Source organism: Pectobacterium quasiaquaticum (assembly GCF_014946775.2).
GTDB classification, from domain to species: domain Bacteria; phylum Pseudomonadota; class Gammaproteobacteria; order Enterobacterales; family Enterobacteriaceae; genus Pectobacterium; species Pectobacterium aquaticum.
Map to the genome: position 1 here is coordinate 1,741,835 of NZ_CP065177.1, position 14,905 is coordinate 1,756,739.

Genomic DNA, 14,905 nt, shown 5'->3' on the forward strand with positions numbered 1-14,905 from the left:
TATTTCTCTTTGTTTGCCGCTAAACGCCTTCATCACATCGATAAAATGTGAATAAATAATCGTTAAAACCCATTTTTTACGTTCAAGTATGGTGCACACGATGTTGTGGGGTTATGCTTTATTCCTGTAAGACACAGACAGCGGAATCAAGGCTATGTGTGTGTCTGGGCGAATAAAAATCGGTGCATACTCATTCACCGGTTGGATAGCGCGGCAGGACATATTTTGTATCGGAACGATACAGATTAACTCCCATGAATCACCCCCTTATATGGAGGAAGGAACGGATGTTCACCCAACGTAAAAAATGGCTATCGGGTGTTGTTACCGGCTTGCTGATGGCCGCGTCCGTCACCGCATCTGCGGAAGAGAAAACGCTGCATGTTTATAACTGGTCCGACTATATCGCACCGAACACGTTAGCCAATTTCCAGAAAGAAACCGGTATTAAGGTCGTCTATGACGTGTTTGACTCCAACGAAGTGTTGGAAGGCAAACTCATGGCGGGCAGCACGGGTTTTGATCTGGTCGTGCCTTCTGCTAGCTTCCTAGAGCGCCAGCTCTCTGCGGGAGTGTTTCAGCCATTAGACAAGAGCAAATTGCCGAATTACAAAAATCTGGATCCTGAGCTGATGAAGTTGATCGCACAGCACGATCCAGACAATAAATATGCCCTGCCTTACCTGTGGGCGACTACGGGCATTGGCTATAACGTTGAGAAAGTCAAAGCCGCGCTGGGTGCTGATGCACCGGTTAACAGTTGGGATTTGGTGCTGAAACCAGAAAATCTGGAAAAGCTGAAAAGTTGTGGTGTCTCCTTCCTGGATGCACCGGAAGAGATCTTTGCAACCGTGCTGAATTATCAGGGTAAAGATCCGAACAGCACCAAGCCGGGTGATTACACCACGTCTGCGACCGATCTGCTGCTGAAACTGCGTCCGAGCATTCGCTACTTCCACTCGTCGCAATATATTAACGATCTGGCGAACGGCGATATCTGCGTCGCGGTCGGCTGGGCGGGTGACATTTTGCAAGCAGGGAACCGTGCGAAAGAAGCGAAAAACGGCGTTAATATCCAGTACAGCATTCCGAAAGAAGGCGCGTTGGCATTCTTTGACGTTCTCGCCATTCCGAAAGATGCTAAAAATCTGGATGAAACCTATGCGTTTCTTGATTACCTGATGAAGCCAGAAGTGATGGCTGAAATCAGTAACCACGTGTATTACGCGAGCGGTAATCTGGCATCGTTGCCGTTGGTGAACGAAGAAATTCGTAACAACCCAGGCGTTTATCCGCCAGCGGATGTACGTGCCAAGCTGTTTACGCTTAAAGTGCAATCTCCTCAGATTGACCGTACGCGTACGCGTGCATGGACTAAGGTTAAAAGCGGCAAATAGCCTCTTGGATCTGAATCGTTACCCATGCGCTTGACGGTTGCTGGTTTCAGCAACCAGAGAATGGATGGGTATAAAATGTGGCAAACAGGCGGATAATCCGCCTGTTCGCGCTCTATATTGTGTCACACTGTTGAATAGCCCTGAATGGCTGTATTCACGGTGTGGCTTGTTCTGCTTTTGCCGGAGAGCAATGCGAAGTGAATGACGCGATCCCCCGCCCTCAATCCAAACCTCCCAAAGCGGCCACGCCGCTGCTGGAAGTGCGTAACCTGACAAAATCGTTCGACGGCCAGGCCGCTGTCGATGATGTCAGCCTGACGATTTATAAAGGCGAAATTTTTGCGCTGCTGGGGGCATCCGGCTGTGGGAAATCCACGCTGCTGCGTATGCTGGCAGGTTTTGAGCTCCCCACGCAGGGGCAGATTGTTCTGGATGGTCAGGATTTATCATTGGTACCGCCTTACCAGCGTCCCATCAATATGATGTTTCAGTCTTACGCGCTGTTTCCACATATGACGGTGGAAAAGAATATCGCGTTTGGTCTGAAGCAGGACAAACTGCCGCGTGCAGAAATCAAAGATCGTGTGGAAGAGATGTTGTCGCTGGTGCACATGCAAGAGTTCGCCAATCGTAAACCGCATCAGCTTTCTGGCGGTCAACGTCAGCGTGTTGCGTTGGCTCGTAGTCTGGCGAAGCGCCCTAAACTGCTGCTGCTGGACGAACCAATGGGGGCGCTGGATAAAAAATTGCGCGACCGTATGCAGCTTGAAGTCGTCGATATTCTGGAACGCGTGGGCGTGACCTGCGTGATGGTGACGCACGATCAGGAAGAAGCCATGACCATGGCGGGTCGTATTGCCATTATGAATCGCGGTAAATTTGTACAGATTGGCGAACCAGAAGAGATTTATGAGCACCCGAACACACGTTTCAGCGCGGAGTTCATCGGCTCAGTCAATATGTTTGAAGGGATCTTGCAGGAACGTCAGGACGATGCGCTGATCATTAAAAGCCCCGGACTGGTGCATCCGCTGAAAGTGGATTCTGATGTCTCGGTGGTCGATGGTGTTCCGGTCTACATCGCGTTGCGTCCTGAGAAAATCATGCTGTGCGAAGAGGTTCCGGCCGACGGTTGTAACTTCGCGGTAGGGGAGGTGGTCCATATCGCCTATCTGGGCGACCTGTCGATTTACCACGTCAGGCTCAACAGCGGGCAAACTATCAGCGCGCAGTTACAAAATGCCTACCGCTATCGCAAAGGCATGCCGACCTGGGGGGATGAGGTCCGGCTGTGTTGGGACGCGGATAGCTGTGTGGTTCTGACGGTGTAGCGAGGAAGAATATCATGACTTCATTTCCCGAACATAACGCGGCGGAACCACCGGGCAAGGCCAGACTCTGGTTCCGCGTACTCATAGCGCGCTGGCGTCAAAAACACGGGCGCAAGCTGGTCATCGCGTTGCCATATCTGTGGCTGCTGCTGCTGTTCATGTTGCCGTTCCTGATCGTGTTCAAAATCAGTCTTGCAGAGATGGCGAGGGCGATTCCGCCTTATACCGATCTGGTCTCGTGGCTGGACGGCAAGCTGGATATTTCCCTGAACCTTGGGAACTACCTGCATTTGTTGGACGATCCGCTGTATTTTGATGCCTATATACAATCGCTTCAGGTGGCTGCCGTATCGACGCTGTGCTGTCTGTTTATTGGTTACCCGCTAGCCTGGGCGGTAGCGCACAGTAAACCGTCAACGCGTAATATCCTGTTGCTGCTGGTGATTCTTCCGTCGTGGACGTCATTCCTGATTCGCGTCTATGCCTGGATGGGGATTCTGAAAAATAACGGTATCCTGAATAACTTCCTGCTGTGGCTGGGCGCGATCGATGAACCGCTGGTCATTCTGCACACCAATTTGGCGGTTTATATCGGCGTCGTGTACTCCTATCTGCCGTTTATGGTGTTGCCGATCTATACCGCGCTGATGCGGCTGGACTATTCGTTGGTTGAAGCGTCGTTGGATCTGGGCGCGCGACCGCTGAAAACTTTCTTCAGTGTGATCGTTCCCTTAACGAAAGGCGGAATTATTGCGGGCTCGATGCTGGTCTTCATCCCTGCGGTGGGGGAATACGTGATTCCAGAACTGCTCGGTGGGCCGGACAGCATTATGATTGGCCGTATTCTGTGGCAGGAATTCTTCAATAACCGCGATTGGCCAGTGGCGTCTGCCGTTGCTGTCGTCATGCTGCTGCTGTTGATTATGCCGATTATCTGGTTCCACAAACATCAGAGTAAAACGGCGGAGGGTGAGGCGTGAATAATTTACCTGTCGTTCGCTCACCGTGGCGTATTGTGATTTTGGTGCTGTGCTTTACGTTCCTCTATGCGCCGATGCTGATGCTGGTGATCTACTCGTTCAACAGCTCCAAGCTGGTGACCGTATGGGCTGGCTGGTCAACACGTTGGTACGTCGAGTTGTTCCACAATACGGCGATGATCAGCGCGGTGCTCCTGAGCCTGACGATTGCTGCCGCCGCGGCAACGATGGCTGTAATTCTTGGGACGATCGCTGCCGTGGTCATGGTGCGTTTTGGTCGTTTCCGTGGCTCCAATGGGTTTGCTTTTATGCTGACAGCGCCGCTGGTTATGCCAGATGTGATTACCGGCCTGTCGCTGTTGTTGCTCTTTGTGGCATTAGGGCATGCCATTGGGTGGCCAGCAGAGCGAGGAATGTTCACCATCTGGCTGGCGCACGTCACGTTCTGTACCGCGTATGTCACCGTGGTGATCAGCGCTCGCTTGCGTGAGCTTGATCGTTCGATTGAAGAAGCGGCGATGGATCTGGGTGCGAATCCGCTCAAGGTGTTCTTCATTATCACGGTGCCGATGATTGCTCCCGCGCTGCTTTCCGGCTGGCTGCTGGCCTTTACGCTGTCGTTGGACGATTTGGTTATCGCCAGCTTCGTAGCTGGGCCCGGCTCGACAACGTTGCCAATGCTGGTGTTCTCCAGCGTCAGAATGGGCGTTAATCCACAAATTAACGCCTTGGCTTCCCTGATATTGTTAGTCGTTGGTATTATTGGGTTTATCGCCTGGTGGTTTATGGCGAGAGCAGAGAAGCAGCGCTATCGCGATATGCAAAAAGCGAGACGCGGCTGATTCGATTTCTCATCGTAATTTGTTAGCCTAGCGAAGATTTCCAGCAACGCCGCCAGAGTATGGGGGCGTTGCTGTTTTGTATGGCAATCAAGTTTTGTATGACTATCAAGTTTTATATTGGCATCAGACGTTATATTGATGCTGTATTTTTGGCGGGTAAATGCCGCATGAAGGGAGAGCGTTGAAATTCTATATATGAAGAAGGAAATCACACAACGCAAAGTTTATGCCCCGGTGCCAGTGATGGTGGCGGGGATTGCGATTATTGCTACCCGTTTTTTGGGGATTTTGCTGCTGGTGTGGGAGCTAGGGCTCAGCGATTTGAGCGGCTGGATTGGCAGCAACGCGGAGTCTTGGGATTCGACGCTGGTGCTACTGCTATCGCTGGTTATCGTCGGCGTTGAGATTCGCTGTGGTTTTGCCGTTTTGGCCGGTGTGAACGGGGGACGATGGGGCTATGTGGCCTGTCAGGCTGTCGTGGTGTGTTACCTGCTGCTGGCATCGCTGAGTGAATTTATGCCAGCGATATTCCATATCTCAGGAGAAAACAACGCTGCCGTGCTGCATCAACTTCTGCTGCAAAAGATCCCAGATCTTCTGGTGATTGTTTTACTGTTTCTGCCACGACGCAGTAAGCGTTTTTTTATGCGTCAGAAATAGACATTTCTCTCTTATGAGCCACTCTGGCTACAGGCGTCGCTCATAAATCGGCAAAAGGTCGCAGGGTGACGCCGCCAGAGTGATATAATCCTCGCATTCCGTATTATTTTTAATAGTTAGATTTTTATGCATTGTGCCCGCTACAGCACGGGAACCTGTCGTTCCTGCCAATGGTTGGAAAAACCCTACCCGCAGCAATTGTCTGATAAGCAGCAACATCTTGAAGGTTTGCTGCAACCGCATGCCGTGCAGCGCTGGTTGCCCGTGCAACCTTCTGCGCAGTCTGCCTTTCGTAATAAAGCCAAAATGGTGGTGAGCGGCAGCGTGGAACGCCCGCTGCTGGGGATGCTGCATCGTGATGGAACGGCGGTAGATCTCTGCAATTGTCCACTTTATCCGTCCAGTTTTGCGCCGGTTTTCAACGTGCTTAAAGTCTTCATTGCTCGAGCAGGGCTGACGCCTTATAACGTGGCTCGACGTCGCGGGGAGCTGAAATACCTGCTGCTGACGGAAAGTACGCAGCACGGTACATTCATGCTGCGCTTTGTCTTACGCTCGGAAACCAAGCTGCCGCAGCTGCGTGCCGCATTGCCCTGGCTACAGCAGCAGTTGCCGCAGCTTGAGGTGATATCCGTCAATATTCAGCCCGTGCATCAGGCGATTATGGAAGGGAAAACGGAGATTATCCTGAGTGACGCTGCCGCGCTGGCTGAACAGTTCAATCAGGTGCCGTTGTATATCCGTCCGCAAAGCTTTTTCCAGACGAACCCTCAGGTGGCAGCCGCGCTGTATGCGACGGCTCGCGATTGGGTAGCAGAGCTGAATATTACCAGTATGTGGGATCTGTTTTGTGGGGTAGGGGGTTTTGGCCTGCACTGTGCATCATCGGAGATGCGCCTGACGGGGATTGAAATCAGCGCCGAGGCGATAGCCTGCGCGCGCCGCTCTGCGGAACAGTTAGGGTTGAAGCAGGTAGAGTTTCAGGCTCTTGATTCCACGCAGTTCGCGACAGGTAAAGCGGAAATTCCCGAGCTGGTGCTAGTCAACCCGCCACGCCGTGGTATTGGCAGCGAACTGTGTGCTTACCTGAGCCGGATGGCTCCGGACTATATTCTCTACTCCAGCTGTAACGCTGAAAGCATGGCGAAAGACATGACGGAACTAGCGAATTACCGTGCGCTGCGCGTGCAGCTGTTCGACATGTTTCCGCACACGGCGCACTATGAAGTGCTGACGTTATTGAAACGCGCTTGATAAGCGATAACTATATGTAATAAAAAATATCTTGGTGGCAATTTACTACGTTGTTGTATCCATGTTCGACAGTATGAAAGTTTCGGGCGTGTCAATTCTGGTGCTTTTCTATGATTTCATCACACGCCCGACAAGGAGCGCTCAATTGCCGCAGCTCCTTGACCACTGGCTTTCGGCGCGAATTGCGCCGCTGCGCGGTGCCTTCGGCGATCGTTCCCGCTTTTCGAGCCGCCAGTGACGCGTTCCCGACGCGGCACTGTCTTTCGCGGCGTCCTGCCGCTCACTCGACGGTAACGAGCACCTCAGCGCAATTTTTACGCCTGGACGACAAAAGCGGCGTTATATGCATGATTTCATACGATATCGCGCCGCGCAGATCGAACCTTATTGCGGGAACCACTTGTCGTTGATGGTTTTGTAAGTGCCGTCCGCTTTGATGGCGTCCAACGCTTTATTCAGCTTCTCCAGCAGCGCCTTGTCATCGGGACGAACGGCGATGCCCAGTCCGGTGCCGAAGTATTCCGCGTCAGTCACATGTTCGCCAACCGTTGCCAGTTCAGGGCTCGCCTTGATCCACTCGTTGACGACAGCGGTATCACCGAATACGCCATCAATACGGCCATTTTTCAGATCCAGAACCGCGTTCTGGTAGCTGTCATAAGAGACAGTTTGCACTTCCGGATGCTTATCATGCATGTACTTCTGGTGCGTCGTGCCGTTTTCCATACCAATGCGTTTGCCCTTCATCGCGGAGAAGTCGCTGAATTTCCCTTTTTGCGCGATAACCACGGCAGAGTTGGCATAGTAAGGTTGCGTGAACGCGACCTGCTTGCTGCGCTCGGGGGTGATATCCATACCGGAAATCACCGCGTCATAGCGACGGAATTTCAGCGCAGGGATCAGGCTGTCAAACGCCTGATTGGTGAATGTACAGGTCGCCTGCATTTGCTTACACAACGCTTTCGCCAGATCCATATCGAAACCGACGATTTCGTTACTGGCATCCAGTGATTCAAAGGGCGGGTAGGTGGCTGATGAAGCAAAACGGATGGTGTCTGCGGCGGTGGCGCTGAAGGCGATTCCTGCCAGTAACGTGGCGAGCACTAATTTTTTCATTACCTACTCCTGTCTGTTTTTCTTATAAAATAGTTGCGCGGAAACATTCCTGCGTCATGGCGATTACCATGCCATTGATTGAATTTATATGCAATTAAAATGATTAATAAATCGATTTGTTGCATGTTTTTACGTCAGCAACGGCCCGTAAGGGGGGCGGTCAGGGATGGCACGCCATAAAAAAGCAGGCTATCAAAGCCTGCTTTCTAAGTGGATAAATGCAATAAGCACTAATTACGGCGTTCGAATGCCAGCGAGCGCCGTTCAACCCAGCGCATCAGCAACGTTAGTAACCCGTTGACGCACAGGTAGATAATCCCAGCGGCACCAAACACCATCACATCATACGTCCGGCCGTACATCAGTTGGCTGTAGCCCATGACTTCCATCAGCGTAATGGTGTAAGCCAGTGAGGTACTCTTAAACACCAGCACCACTTCATTTGAATAAGAAGACAGCGCGCGTTTAAATGCAAACGGCAGCAAAATACGTAATGTTTGCTTCTGATCCATGCCCAACGCGGCACAGGACTGCCACTGTCCGGCGGGAATCGCTTTTACCGCACCATAGAACAGTTGCGTAGTATACGCTGCACTATTGAGCGCCAGTGCCACCATTGCGCAAAGCCACGGCTGTGAAAGCAGGCTCCACAGCCAGGGGATTTGCTGGATAGAAGTAAACTGTCCGGGCCCATAGTAAATCAGGAAGATTTGCACCAGCAGCGGCGTACCGGTAAACAGCGTAATGTAGCCTTTCGCCAACAGTGATATGACAGGCGTTTTGAGCGTCAGTACCACAGTCAGCAGCAGCGATAGCACCAGCGCCACGACGATGGAGACCGCTGTTAAGGTCAGGCTGGTGTGCAGGCCTTTTACAAGCTCAGGTAAATAAGCGAGCATCAGGAAGGCCTCCGCTCAAAACGCGTGGTGCGCAGTTCAATGCGTTTCAGCACGTACTGACTTAGCAACGTAATAATCAAATAGATCGCCGCCGCGACAACGTACCAGGTGAAGGGCTCCTGCGTCCGTGTCGCAATGCTTTTGGTTTGCAGCATCAAATCGTTCACGCTGATCAGCGACACCAGCGCGGTATCTTTCAGCAATACCAGCCACTGATTGCCTAATCCCGGCAGGGCGTGACGCCACATCTGCGGCATGATCAGACGGAAAAAGATCGCGGATTTACTGAGCCCCAGCGCCTGACCCGATTCCCATTGCCCTTGCGGGACAGCTTTTAGCGCACCGCGCAGCGTTTGGGAGGCGTAGGCGGCATACAGCAGCGCCAGCGCAATCACGCCGCACAGGAATGGGCTGATTTCAAACATGCCGATATCCAGTTTTACCGGAATCTGCACGATGAAGAGATTCAGGGTAAAACCGTCTGCCAGCATCATCAGCAACTGAGAAGAGCCGAAATAGATGAACAGCACGACCAGAATTTCTGGCAGGCCGCGCAACAGCGTCACGACCGCGGTTCCCGTCCAGCTAACGGCTTTCCAGCGGACAGTTTCCCAAACGGCAAACAGCATCGCCAGCACGAGGCCGAGCACCAGTGCACAAACGGCAAGGCCGACGGTCATCCCGGCGGCGCTTGCAAGAGGTTGAAATTCAATCATTGAGCGTCAGATTACTGCTGGAACCATTTTTTGTAGATGGTCTCGTAAGTACCATCCTGCTTGATTTTGTTGAGCGCAGTGTCGAATTTTTTCAGCAGCTCATCGTTGTTCTGGCGCACGGCGATGCCCAGACCGATACCGAAGTAACCTTTATCCGTCACGTTCTGACCCACGGTTGCCAGCGTATCGTTCTGTTTCAGCCATTCGTTCACCACGGCGGTATCACCGAACACGGCATCCAGACGACCATTTTTCAGATCCAGCACGGCATTCTGGTAGCTGTCGTAAGGCACGGTTTTGATATCGCTATGCTTTTCCATCAGGTATTTCTGGTGGGTGGTGCCATTCTGTACGCCAACGCGTTTGCCCGTCAGCGCGGCGATATCGGCCACTTTCCCTTTCTGAGCAATAAACTGAGCGGAGTTGTCATAGTAAGGTTGGGTGAATGACACCTGCTGCTGACGCTCAGGGGTAATATCCATTCCCGCGATGACGGCTTCGAAACGACGGAATTTCAGGCCAGGGATCAGGCTGTCGAAAGCCTGATTGCTGAACGTGCAGGTTGCCTGCATTTCTTTGCACAGTGCATTGGCCAGATCGATATCAAAACCCTGGATCTGGTTATTGGCATCGACAAATTCGAACGGAGGGTAGGAGGCTTCGGTTGCGAAACGGATAGTATCTGCGGCGTTAGCAGAGGCGGCACCAACGGCGAATAAGGCTGCAATAATCAATTTTTTCATTATCATTTTCCTGATAGTAATCAATGTGACAAATAACCAGCGAATTCAGGCGTCTGCGGCTGGGTAAAGTGCGTCGCATCCCCTTGTTCAACGATGCGGCCGTTTTCCATATACACCACACGGCTGGCCGTTTTACGGGCAAATTCAACTTCGTGGGTCACAATCACCTGCGTAATGCCAGTTTCTGCCAATTCACGGATGATGTTGACGACCTGAGCGGTAATTTCTGGATCCAGCGCGGCAGTCGGTTCATCAAACAGGAGAACCTGAGGTTCCATCATCAGCGCACGGGCAATCGCGACACGCTGTTGCTGTCCGCCAGAAAGATGAAGAGGGAAGCGATCGGCAAAGTCATTGAGGCGCAGGCGCGTCAGCAGTTTATCTGCCCGTGCTTTCGCTTCTTCCTTACTCAGCCCCAGCACGCGGCAAGGGGCTTCGATCAGGTTCTGCACTACGGTCAGATGCGGCCACAAATTATATTGCTGGAACACCATCCCGACATTCTGACGCAATTCACGGATCGCGCTGTCGGATGGCGTGCGCTGAAAATCAAACTGATTACCGGCGATGGAAAGCTTGCCAGAACGTGGCATTTCCAACAGATTAAGAACGCGTATCAGCGAGCTCTTTCCCGCACCGCTGGGACCAAGAAGCACGAGTGTTTCACCCGCAGGACAATCGAGGGTGACATCAAATAGCGCTTGGTATGTGCCGTAGAAACAGTTAATGCCGTTTAGTTGAATACTCATGCGTAAGAATTGAATAGACATTGATGCGGCGAATGTTAACGTCGGCAGAATAGTTATGCAATCACCGTGGGTTAAAATTTGCCAATAAGCGATTTGTTGATTAAATAATAGCACAAAATAGCGGCTTACAATCTGGGTGCTCGCTTTCTCATTGCGGGTACTAACAGTACCGCAGACTTATATTTACGTGTACTTAACATTCATTAGAAAAGCAGTGAAAGGAGACGACATGCAATTATCCACCACGCCAAGTCTGGAAGGTTTCACCATCACTGAATATTGTGGCGTCGTGACTGGCGAAGCCATTCTGGGGGCGAACATCTTCCGTGACTTTTTTGCCAGTATCCGCGATGTCGTCGGCGGCCGTTCCGGCGCCTATGAAAAAGAGCTGCGTAAGGCGCGGCAGATTGCGTTCAAAGAGTTACAGGAGCAAGCCGAAGATTTAGGGGCGAATGCTGTGGTAGGCATCGATCTTGACTATGAAACCGTCGGGAAGGACGGCAGTATGCTGATGGTGACCGTCAGCGGTACCGCAGTAAAAGTTCGCCGCTAGTGGCTTATACTCGTCATACTTCAAGTTGCCAGAGACGGTGTGAAAAAGCGGTGGAACAACGATGTTGAAATGGATGGTCTGCATAGCGCTGGGGCTGTTGGCAGGTTGCCAATCAGCTTCTTCGTTGAAAGAACAGAATAATTATGTGCTGGAGACCGCATTGCAGTCGCGGGCTCAGGAGTCTCGCATCCGCTTTTTAGTGATTCATTATACGGCGGAAGACTTTGCCACTTCGCTGAATATTCTGACGGATGATCACGTCAGTGCACATTATCTGGTTCCAGCACATCCACCTTTGCAGCACGGTAAGCCACTTGCCTGGCAACTGGTGCCGGAGTCTCAGGCTGCCTGGCATGCGGGAGCCAGTAGCTGGCGCGGATTTAGTCGACTGAATAATTCCTCAATTGGTATTGAGATTGAAAACGCAGGCTATCAACGCACGCTAACAGGCTATACGTGGGAGCCGTTTACCGCTTCGCAGATTCAACTTGTGACGGCGATCGCCCGCGATATTGTCGACCGCTATCAGATTGCGCCGCAGAACGTGGTTGCACACAGCGATATTGCCCCACAGCGCAAACAAGACCCTGGGCCGCTGTTCCCCTGGCAGGTACTGGCACAAGCGGGCATCGGTGCCTGGCCTGATGCGCAGCGGGTCGCATTCTATTTGAACGGACGGCTACCGTTGCAGCCGGTGGATGACGCGGTTCTGCTGGAAAAGCTGGGGCGTTATGGCTACGCGGTGCAGGACACGATGACCGCGCGTGAGAAGCGGCAGGTGATCGCCGCTTTCCAAATGCATTTCCGCCCCGAGAACTATCAAGGCCAGCCAGATGCGCAAAGTGAAGCGATCGTCGACGCGCTGCTGGAGAAATACGGCAACCGCTAAACCGTTTCCTTCTCTGCCAGTTTCGCAATACGCGCCGCCATACCACGGAAGATAAACAGGTGAGCGGGCATCATCAGAAACCAGTAGACCAGCCCGTTGAACCCGGAAGGGTGCCAGCGGGCGCGCACATCCACGGTTCGGTGAGTGCCCTTATCGGTGATGGTAAAATTGAGTTTACCCAACCCTGGGGCTTTCATGCCGAATAATAGCACTAGCTGACGCTGTGGCTTGATCGAGATAACCCTCCAGCCATCAATCTTGTCACCCACTTCTAGCGTCGGACGCTCGGGGCGTCCGTAAGTCACGCCGTTGCCGCAGAGATCGTCGAGCCGAGCGCGGATATTCCACAGCGTATTGGCGTAAAAATAGCCCTCCTTGCCGCCGACCTGCTGGATGACCTGCCAGAGCGCCTGACTGGACGCGGACGTCTTCATCGAATGGCCCGCTTGTTTAGGGTAAAAGCCGTAATTGGGCTTCCAACGTGCGCGGACCTCGGTGTCATCGCCCCAGTCGGCCTGCTGCACGCTCTCCATTTCGCTTTGCAGCGTGAAGCGCACGGCGTCATCAAAGCTAATCAGCGTTTGTGGGATCAATGTCTGGAGTTCGCGGTCATCGGCCTGTAAATCGTGTTTTAAACCCTGAATAAGCGCGCGGGCGATGAACGGCGGAACCGACGTGACCAAGTGCAGGAACCAGACAGACATGAGATGTGTCGGCATGGGAACGGGTATCAGCAATCTGCGTTTGCCGCTGATCTGAATGAAACGCTCGAACATGGTCTGGTAGCTGATGTATTCGGGGCCTGCGGCATCCATGATGCGGTTTTCTGTCGCGGGGTGCTGTGCGATATTGATCAGATACACCAGCAGATTTTCCAGCGCAATGGGGGACGATTTAGAGCGCACCCAGCGCGGCGGCGTCAATATCGGCAGGTTATAGACCATATCGCGCATGATCTCGAACGCCGCCGAACCGGTACCGATAATAATACCCGCACGCAGCTCGGTGACGGGAATGCCGCTACTGCGTAATACATCACCAGTGATTTGACGTGCTTGCATGTGCGGTGAGGCATCACGTTTTACCTGAAGCGATCCCAGATAGATAATCTGTTTTACGCGGCTAGAGGTCAGTGCCAGCAGCAGGTTCATGGCGGTCATCCGTTCTCTCGCCACGAAGTCCGCGCCGTCGCCCATGCTGTGTACCAGATAATAGAGTGTTTCTGCGCCCCACAGGCCATCCGGCAGGCTTTCTGGCTTAGCGAGATCAACCTGTTGGCAGTCGACACCAGGCAAATTTCGTGAGGCGAGGGACTCAGTATTCCGGCCAGCAGCGATGACTCGGTTGCCTTGTTTACTCAACCGCTCGGTTAAATGGCGGCCAATGTAGCCAGTTGCGCCCAGAATCAGGATCGGGGCTGAGGGGGATGTCATGTGCCAGTGGCTCCACAGCAAAATATAACCATGGCTTACTATAATCGCGAAAAGGCAAATCGGGAAAAGACAAATCGGGAAAGGGCAAAAAACGACGAAAAATAGGGAATTAATGCTTAGCTGGAACCAAGCGTAATTTAACATGACCTACCTGCCCGATAGCCGAGGCTACCGGACAGAAGGGGGTAAAACGTGGGCGTATTAGGCCAGAACGGTGTCGCCTTGCAGTTGGCAACTACAGGCCAAAACATAGCCCTGTTCGATCTCGGCTGGTGTTAGCGTCATGGTACTGCTAGTGGTGTAATTACCGGATAGCACGTGAGTTTTGCAGCTCCCGCAAACACCGGCACGGCAGGCAGCGACAACCGGCACCTTATTGGCTTCCAGTGCGGCCAGCAGGCTGATACCCACTGGCACGCGCAGGTTTTTCAGCGGACGACTGATGGTCAGCGTGAGCTGATCGGCATCGTCATCCAGCACGTCATCTGTTGGGCGGAACTGTTCTTTGAAGATGCGGTTTGAGGCAACGCCAAGCTGCTGACTCAGGGTTTCAATCTGATTCATGTACGGCGCTGGGCCGCAGGTCATCACGGTGCGGCTGGCGATATCCGGCACGTGTTCGACCAGCAGGTCGCCGCTGATTCGTCCAGAGAGGAAGCCGGGCGCAGCGTCAAATTCTGCCATTAGCGTTAGATGCAGTTGCTGCGGATAGCGCTGCACCAGATCCTGCCATTCTTTGGCGAAGATCACCTGCAGCGGATTGCGCACATTGAAAATAACGTGGATATCGGTTTGCGGTTTGTTTGCCAGCAGCCAGCGGCACATTGACATAATCGGCGTGACACCGCAGCCTGCCGCCGCCATCAGGTAGCGATCGCTGACTGCGTTGGCGCAGGTAAACTCGCCTTGTGCATCAGACAGCCACAGATAATCACCGACTTTCAGCGCTTGGGTCAGCCAGCGGGAGCCGACACCGTCGTCTAGTCTTCTTACCGTTAAGGTAATAAAACGGCTGAGGCCCGGTGAAGAAGAAATCGTATAAGCCCTTAGCGTCTCTGCGCTGTTGGCAATGCTGACTAACGCATACTGACCCGGCTGATACGGATAAAAATCATGATTAACCAGTGAAATCGTCCAGACATCCGGCGTTTCCTGGGTAATCGAGTGTACCTGCATGCGGTTAGAGCAAAGCGGTGTCGGCCCAATCTGTAGTGCGGGCATGGTCATAATCAATCTCCATAACAAACGGGTACGGTGAAGCGTGTAAAGATAGCAGCCCATAAGACATTGGGCTTAGCGTGAGGCATTAATGCCGATACCTCGCGCTGCGTGACGAGGAACGC

At 52.7% G+C, this 14,905-nt stretch carries 15 protein-coding genes; 8 read left to right on the forward strand and 7 right to left on the reverse strand.

Annotated features, from left to right (window positions below; all coding sequences use genetic code 11):
• Positions 1-287 precede the first annotated feature (287 nt).
• The 6 genes from potF to rlmC all read left to right on the forward strand — a co-directional run bounded on the left by potF (position 288) and on the right by rlmC (position 6,464).
• Complete coding sequence (gene potF / locus IG609_RS08085; protein WP_103860923.1) at positions 288-1,397, forward strand: spermidine/putrescine ABC transporter substrate-binding protein PotF; 1,110 nt, start codon at positions 288-290, stop codon at positions 1,395-1,397.
• Between the two features lie 197 nt (positions 1,398-1,594).
• Positions 1,595-2,728, forward strand: coding sequence for a putrescine ABC transporter ATP-binding subunit PotG (potG, locus tag IG609_RS08090; RefSeq protein WP_102119381.1), 1,134 nt, complete (start codon positions 1,595-1,597; stop codon positions 2,726-2,728).
• A 14-nt stretch (positions 2,729-2,742) separates the two neighbouring features.
• The gene (gene potH / locus IG609_RS08095) at positions 2,743-3,708 is read left to right on the forward strand and encodes a putrescine ABC transporter permease PotH (RefSeq protein WP_193400429.1); all 966 of its coding nucleotides are present in this window, start codon (positions 2,743-2,745) and stop codon (positions 3,706-3,708) included.
• Positions 3,705-4,550 (forward strand): putrescine ABC transporter permease PotI, encoded by an 846-nt coding sequence (potI, locus tag IG609_RS08100; protein ID WP_102119376.1) that lies wholly within the window; start codon positions 3,705-3,707, stop codon positions 4,548-4,550. Before potH ends, potI begins: the two co-directional genes overlap by 4 nt.
• Before the next feature lie 207 nt (positions 4,551-4,757).
• Positions 4,758-5,210 (forward strand): YbjO family protein, encoded by a 453-nt coding sequence (locus tag IG609_RS08105; RefSeq protein WP_193397686.1) that lies wholly within the window; start codon positions 4,758-4,760, stop codon positions 5,208-5,210.
• A gap of 126 nt (positions 5,211-5,336) precedes the next feature.
• On the forward strand, positions 5,337-6,464 hold the full coding sequence (gene rlmC, locus IG609_RS08110; protein WP_193400431.1) for a 23S rRNA (uracil(747)-C(5))-methyltransferase RlmC: 1,128 nt from the start codon (positions 5,337-5,339) through the stop codon (positions 6,462-6,464).
• A gap of 384 nt (positions 6,465-6,848) precedes the next feature.
• Here the strand turns inward: rlmC and artJ (IG609_RS08115) are convergent, their stop codons facing one another.
• The 5 genes from artJ (IG609_RS08115) to artP all read right to left on the reverse strand — a co-directional run bounded on the left by artJ (IG609_RS08115) (position 6,849) and on the right by artP (position 10,687).
• Positions 6,849-7,580, reverse strand: coding sequence for an arginine ABC transporter substrate-binding protein (gene artJ / locus IG609_RS08115; protein ID WP_193397671.1), 732 nt, complete (start codon positions 7,578-7,580; stop codon positions 6,849-6,851).
• Between the two features lie 230 nt (positions 7,581-7,810).
• Positions 7,811-8,479, reverse strand: coding sequence for an arginine ABC transporter permease ArtM (artM, locus tag IG609_RS08120; RefSeq protein WP_039489914.1), 669 nt, complete (start codon positions 8,477-8,479; stop codon positions 7,811-7,813).
• Entirely contained in the window at positions 8,479-9,195 is a 717-nt protein-coding gene (artQ, locus tag IG609_RS08125) for an arginine ABC transporter permease ArtQ (RefSeq protein ID WP_015839956.1), read from the reverse strand. The genes artM and artQ overlap by 1 nt, the downstream gene beginning before the upstream one ends.
• 11 nt (positions 9,196-9,206) lie before the next feature.
• Positions 9,207-9,938, reverse strand: a complete 732-nt coding sequence (gene artJ, locus IG609_RS08130; RefSeq protein WP_193400433.1) for an arginine ABC transporter substrate-binding protein — start codon at positions 9,936-9,938, stop codon at positions 9,207-9,209.
• A gap of 20 nt (positions 9,939-9,958) precedes the next feature.
• Positions 9,959-10,687: an arginine ABC transporter ATP-binding protein ArtP gene (gene artP / locus IG609_RS08135; RefSeq protein ID WP_284070735.1), complete on the reverse strand. Its 729-nt coding sequence runs from the start codon at positions 10,685-10,687 to the stop codon at positions 9,959-9,961.
• Between the two features lie 229 nt (positions 10,688-10,916).
• Here artP and IG609_RS08140 point away from each other — a divergent pair, with 229 nt between their 5' ends.
• Complete coding sequence (locus IG609_RS08140; protein ID WP_102116240.1) at positions 10,917-11,240, forward strand: heavy metal-binding domain-containing protein; 324 nt, start codon at positions 10,917-10,919, stop codon at positions 11,238-11,240.
• A gap of 61 nt (positions 11,241-11,301) precedes the next feature.
• Positions 11,302-12,129, forward strand: coding sequence for an N-acetylmuramoyl-L-alanine amidase (locus IG609_RS08145; protein ID WP_193400437.1), 828 nt, complete (start codon positions 11,302-11,304; stop codon positions 12,127-12,129).
• Here the strand turns inward: IG609_RS08145 and IG609_RS08150 are convergent.
• Together IG609_RS08150 and hcr are read right to left on the reverse strand one after the other, a co-directional pair.
• Entirely contained in the window at positions 12,126-13,562 is a 1,437-nt protein-coding gene (locus IG609_RS08150; protein WP_193400439.1) for a DUF2867 domain-containing protein, read from the reverse strand. The two genes, IG609_RS08145 and IG609_RS08150, sit on opposite strands and share 4 nt — an antisense overlap.
• Positions 13,563-13,763: 201 nt before the next feature.
• The gene (hcr, locus tag IG609_RS08155; RefSeq protein WP_193400441.1) at positions 13,764-14,789 is read right to left on the reverse strand and encodes an NADH oxidoreductase; all 1,026 of its coding nucleotides are present in this window, start codon (positions 14,787-14,789) and stop codon (positions 13,764-13,766) included.
• Positions 14,790-14,905 lie beyond the last annotated feature (116 nt).

What these genes read in the sequence shown, in the direction of transcription:
- potF (WP_103860923.1), top strand. Translation starts at nt 288, where the DNA reads ATGTTCACCCAACGTAAAAAATGGCTATCGGGTGTTGTTACCGGCTTG.
- potH (WP_193400429.1), top strand. Translation starts at nt 2,743, where the DNA reads ATGACTTCATTTCCCGAACATAACGCGGCGGAACCACCGGGCAAGGCC.
- rlmC (WP_193400431.1), top strand. Translation starts at nt 5,337, where the DNA reads ATGCATTGTGCCCGCTACAGCACGGGAACCTGTCGTTCCTGCCAATGG.
- artJ (WP_193397671.1), bottom strand. Translation starts at nt 7,580, where the DNA reads ATGAAAAAATTAGTGCTCGCCACGTTACTGGCAGGAATCGCCTTCAGC.
- artM (WP_039489914.1), bottom strand. Translation starts at nt 8,479, where the DNA reads ATGCTCGCTTATTTACCTGAGCTTGTAAAAGGCCTGCACACCAGCCTG.
- artQ (WP_015839956.1), bottom strand. Translation starts at nt 9,195, where the DNA reads ATGATTGAATTTCAACCTCTTGCAAGCGCCGCCGGGATGACCGTCGGC.
- artJ (WP_193400433.1), bottom strand. Translation starts at nt 9,938, where the DNA reads ATGAAAAAATTGATTATTGCAGCCTTATTCGCCGTTGGTGCCGCCTCT.
- artP (WP_284070735.1), bottom strand. Translation starts at nt 10,687, where the DNA reads ATGAGTATTCAACTAAACGGCATTAACTGTTTCTACGGCACATACCAA.
- IG609_RS08140 (WP_102116240.1), top strand. Translation starts at nt 10,917, where the DNA reads ATGCAATTATCCACCACGCCAAGTCTGGAAGGTTTCACCATCACTGAA.
- IG609_RS08145 (WP_193400437.1), top strand. Translation starts at nt 11,302, where the DNA reads ATGTTGAAATGGATGGTCTGCATAGCGCTGGGGCTGTTGGCAGGTTGC.
- IG609_RS08150 (WP_193400439.1), bottom strand. Translation starts at nt 13,562, where the DNA reads ATGACATCCCCCTCAGCCCCGATCCTGATTCTGGGCGCAACTGGCTAC.
- hcr (WP_193400441.1), bottom strand. Translation starts at nt 14,789, where the DNA reads ATGACCATGCCCGCACTACAGATTGGGCCGACACCGCTTTGCTCTAAC.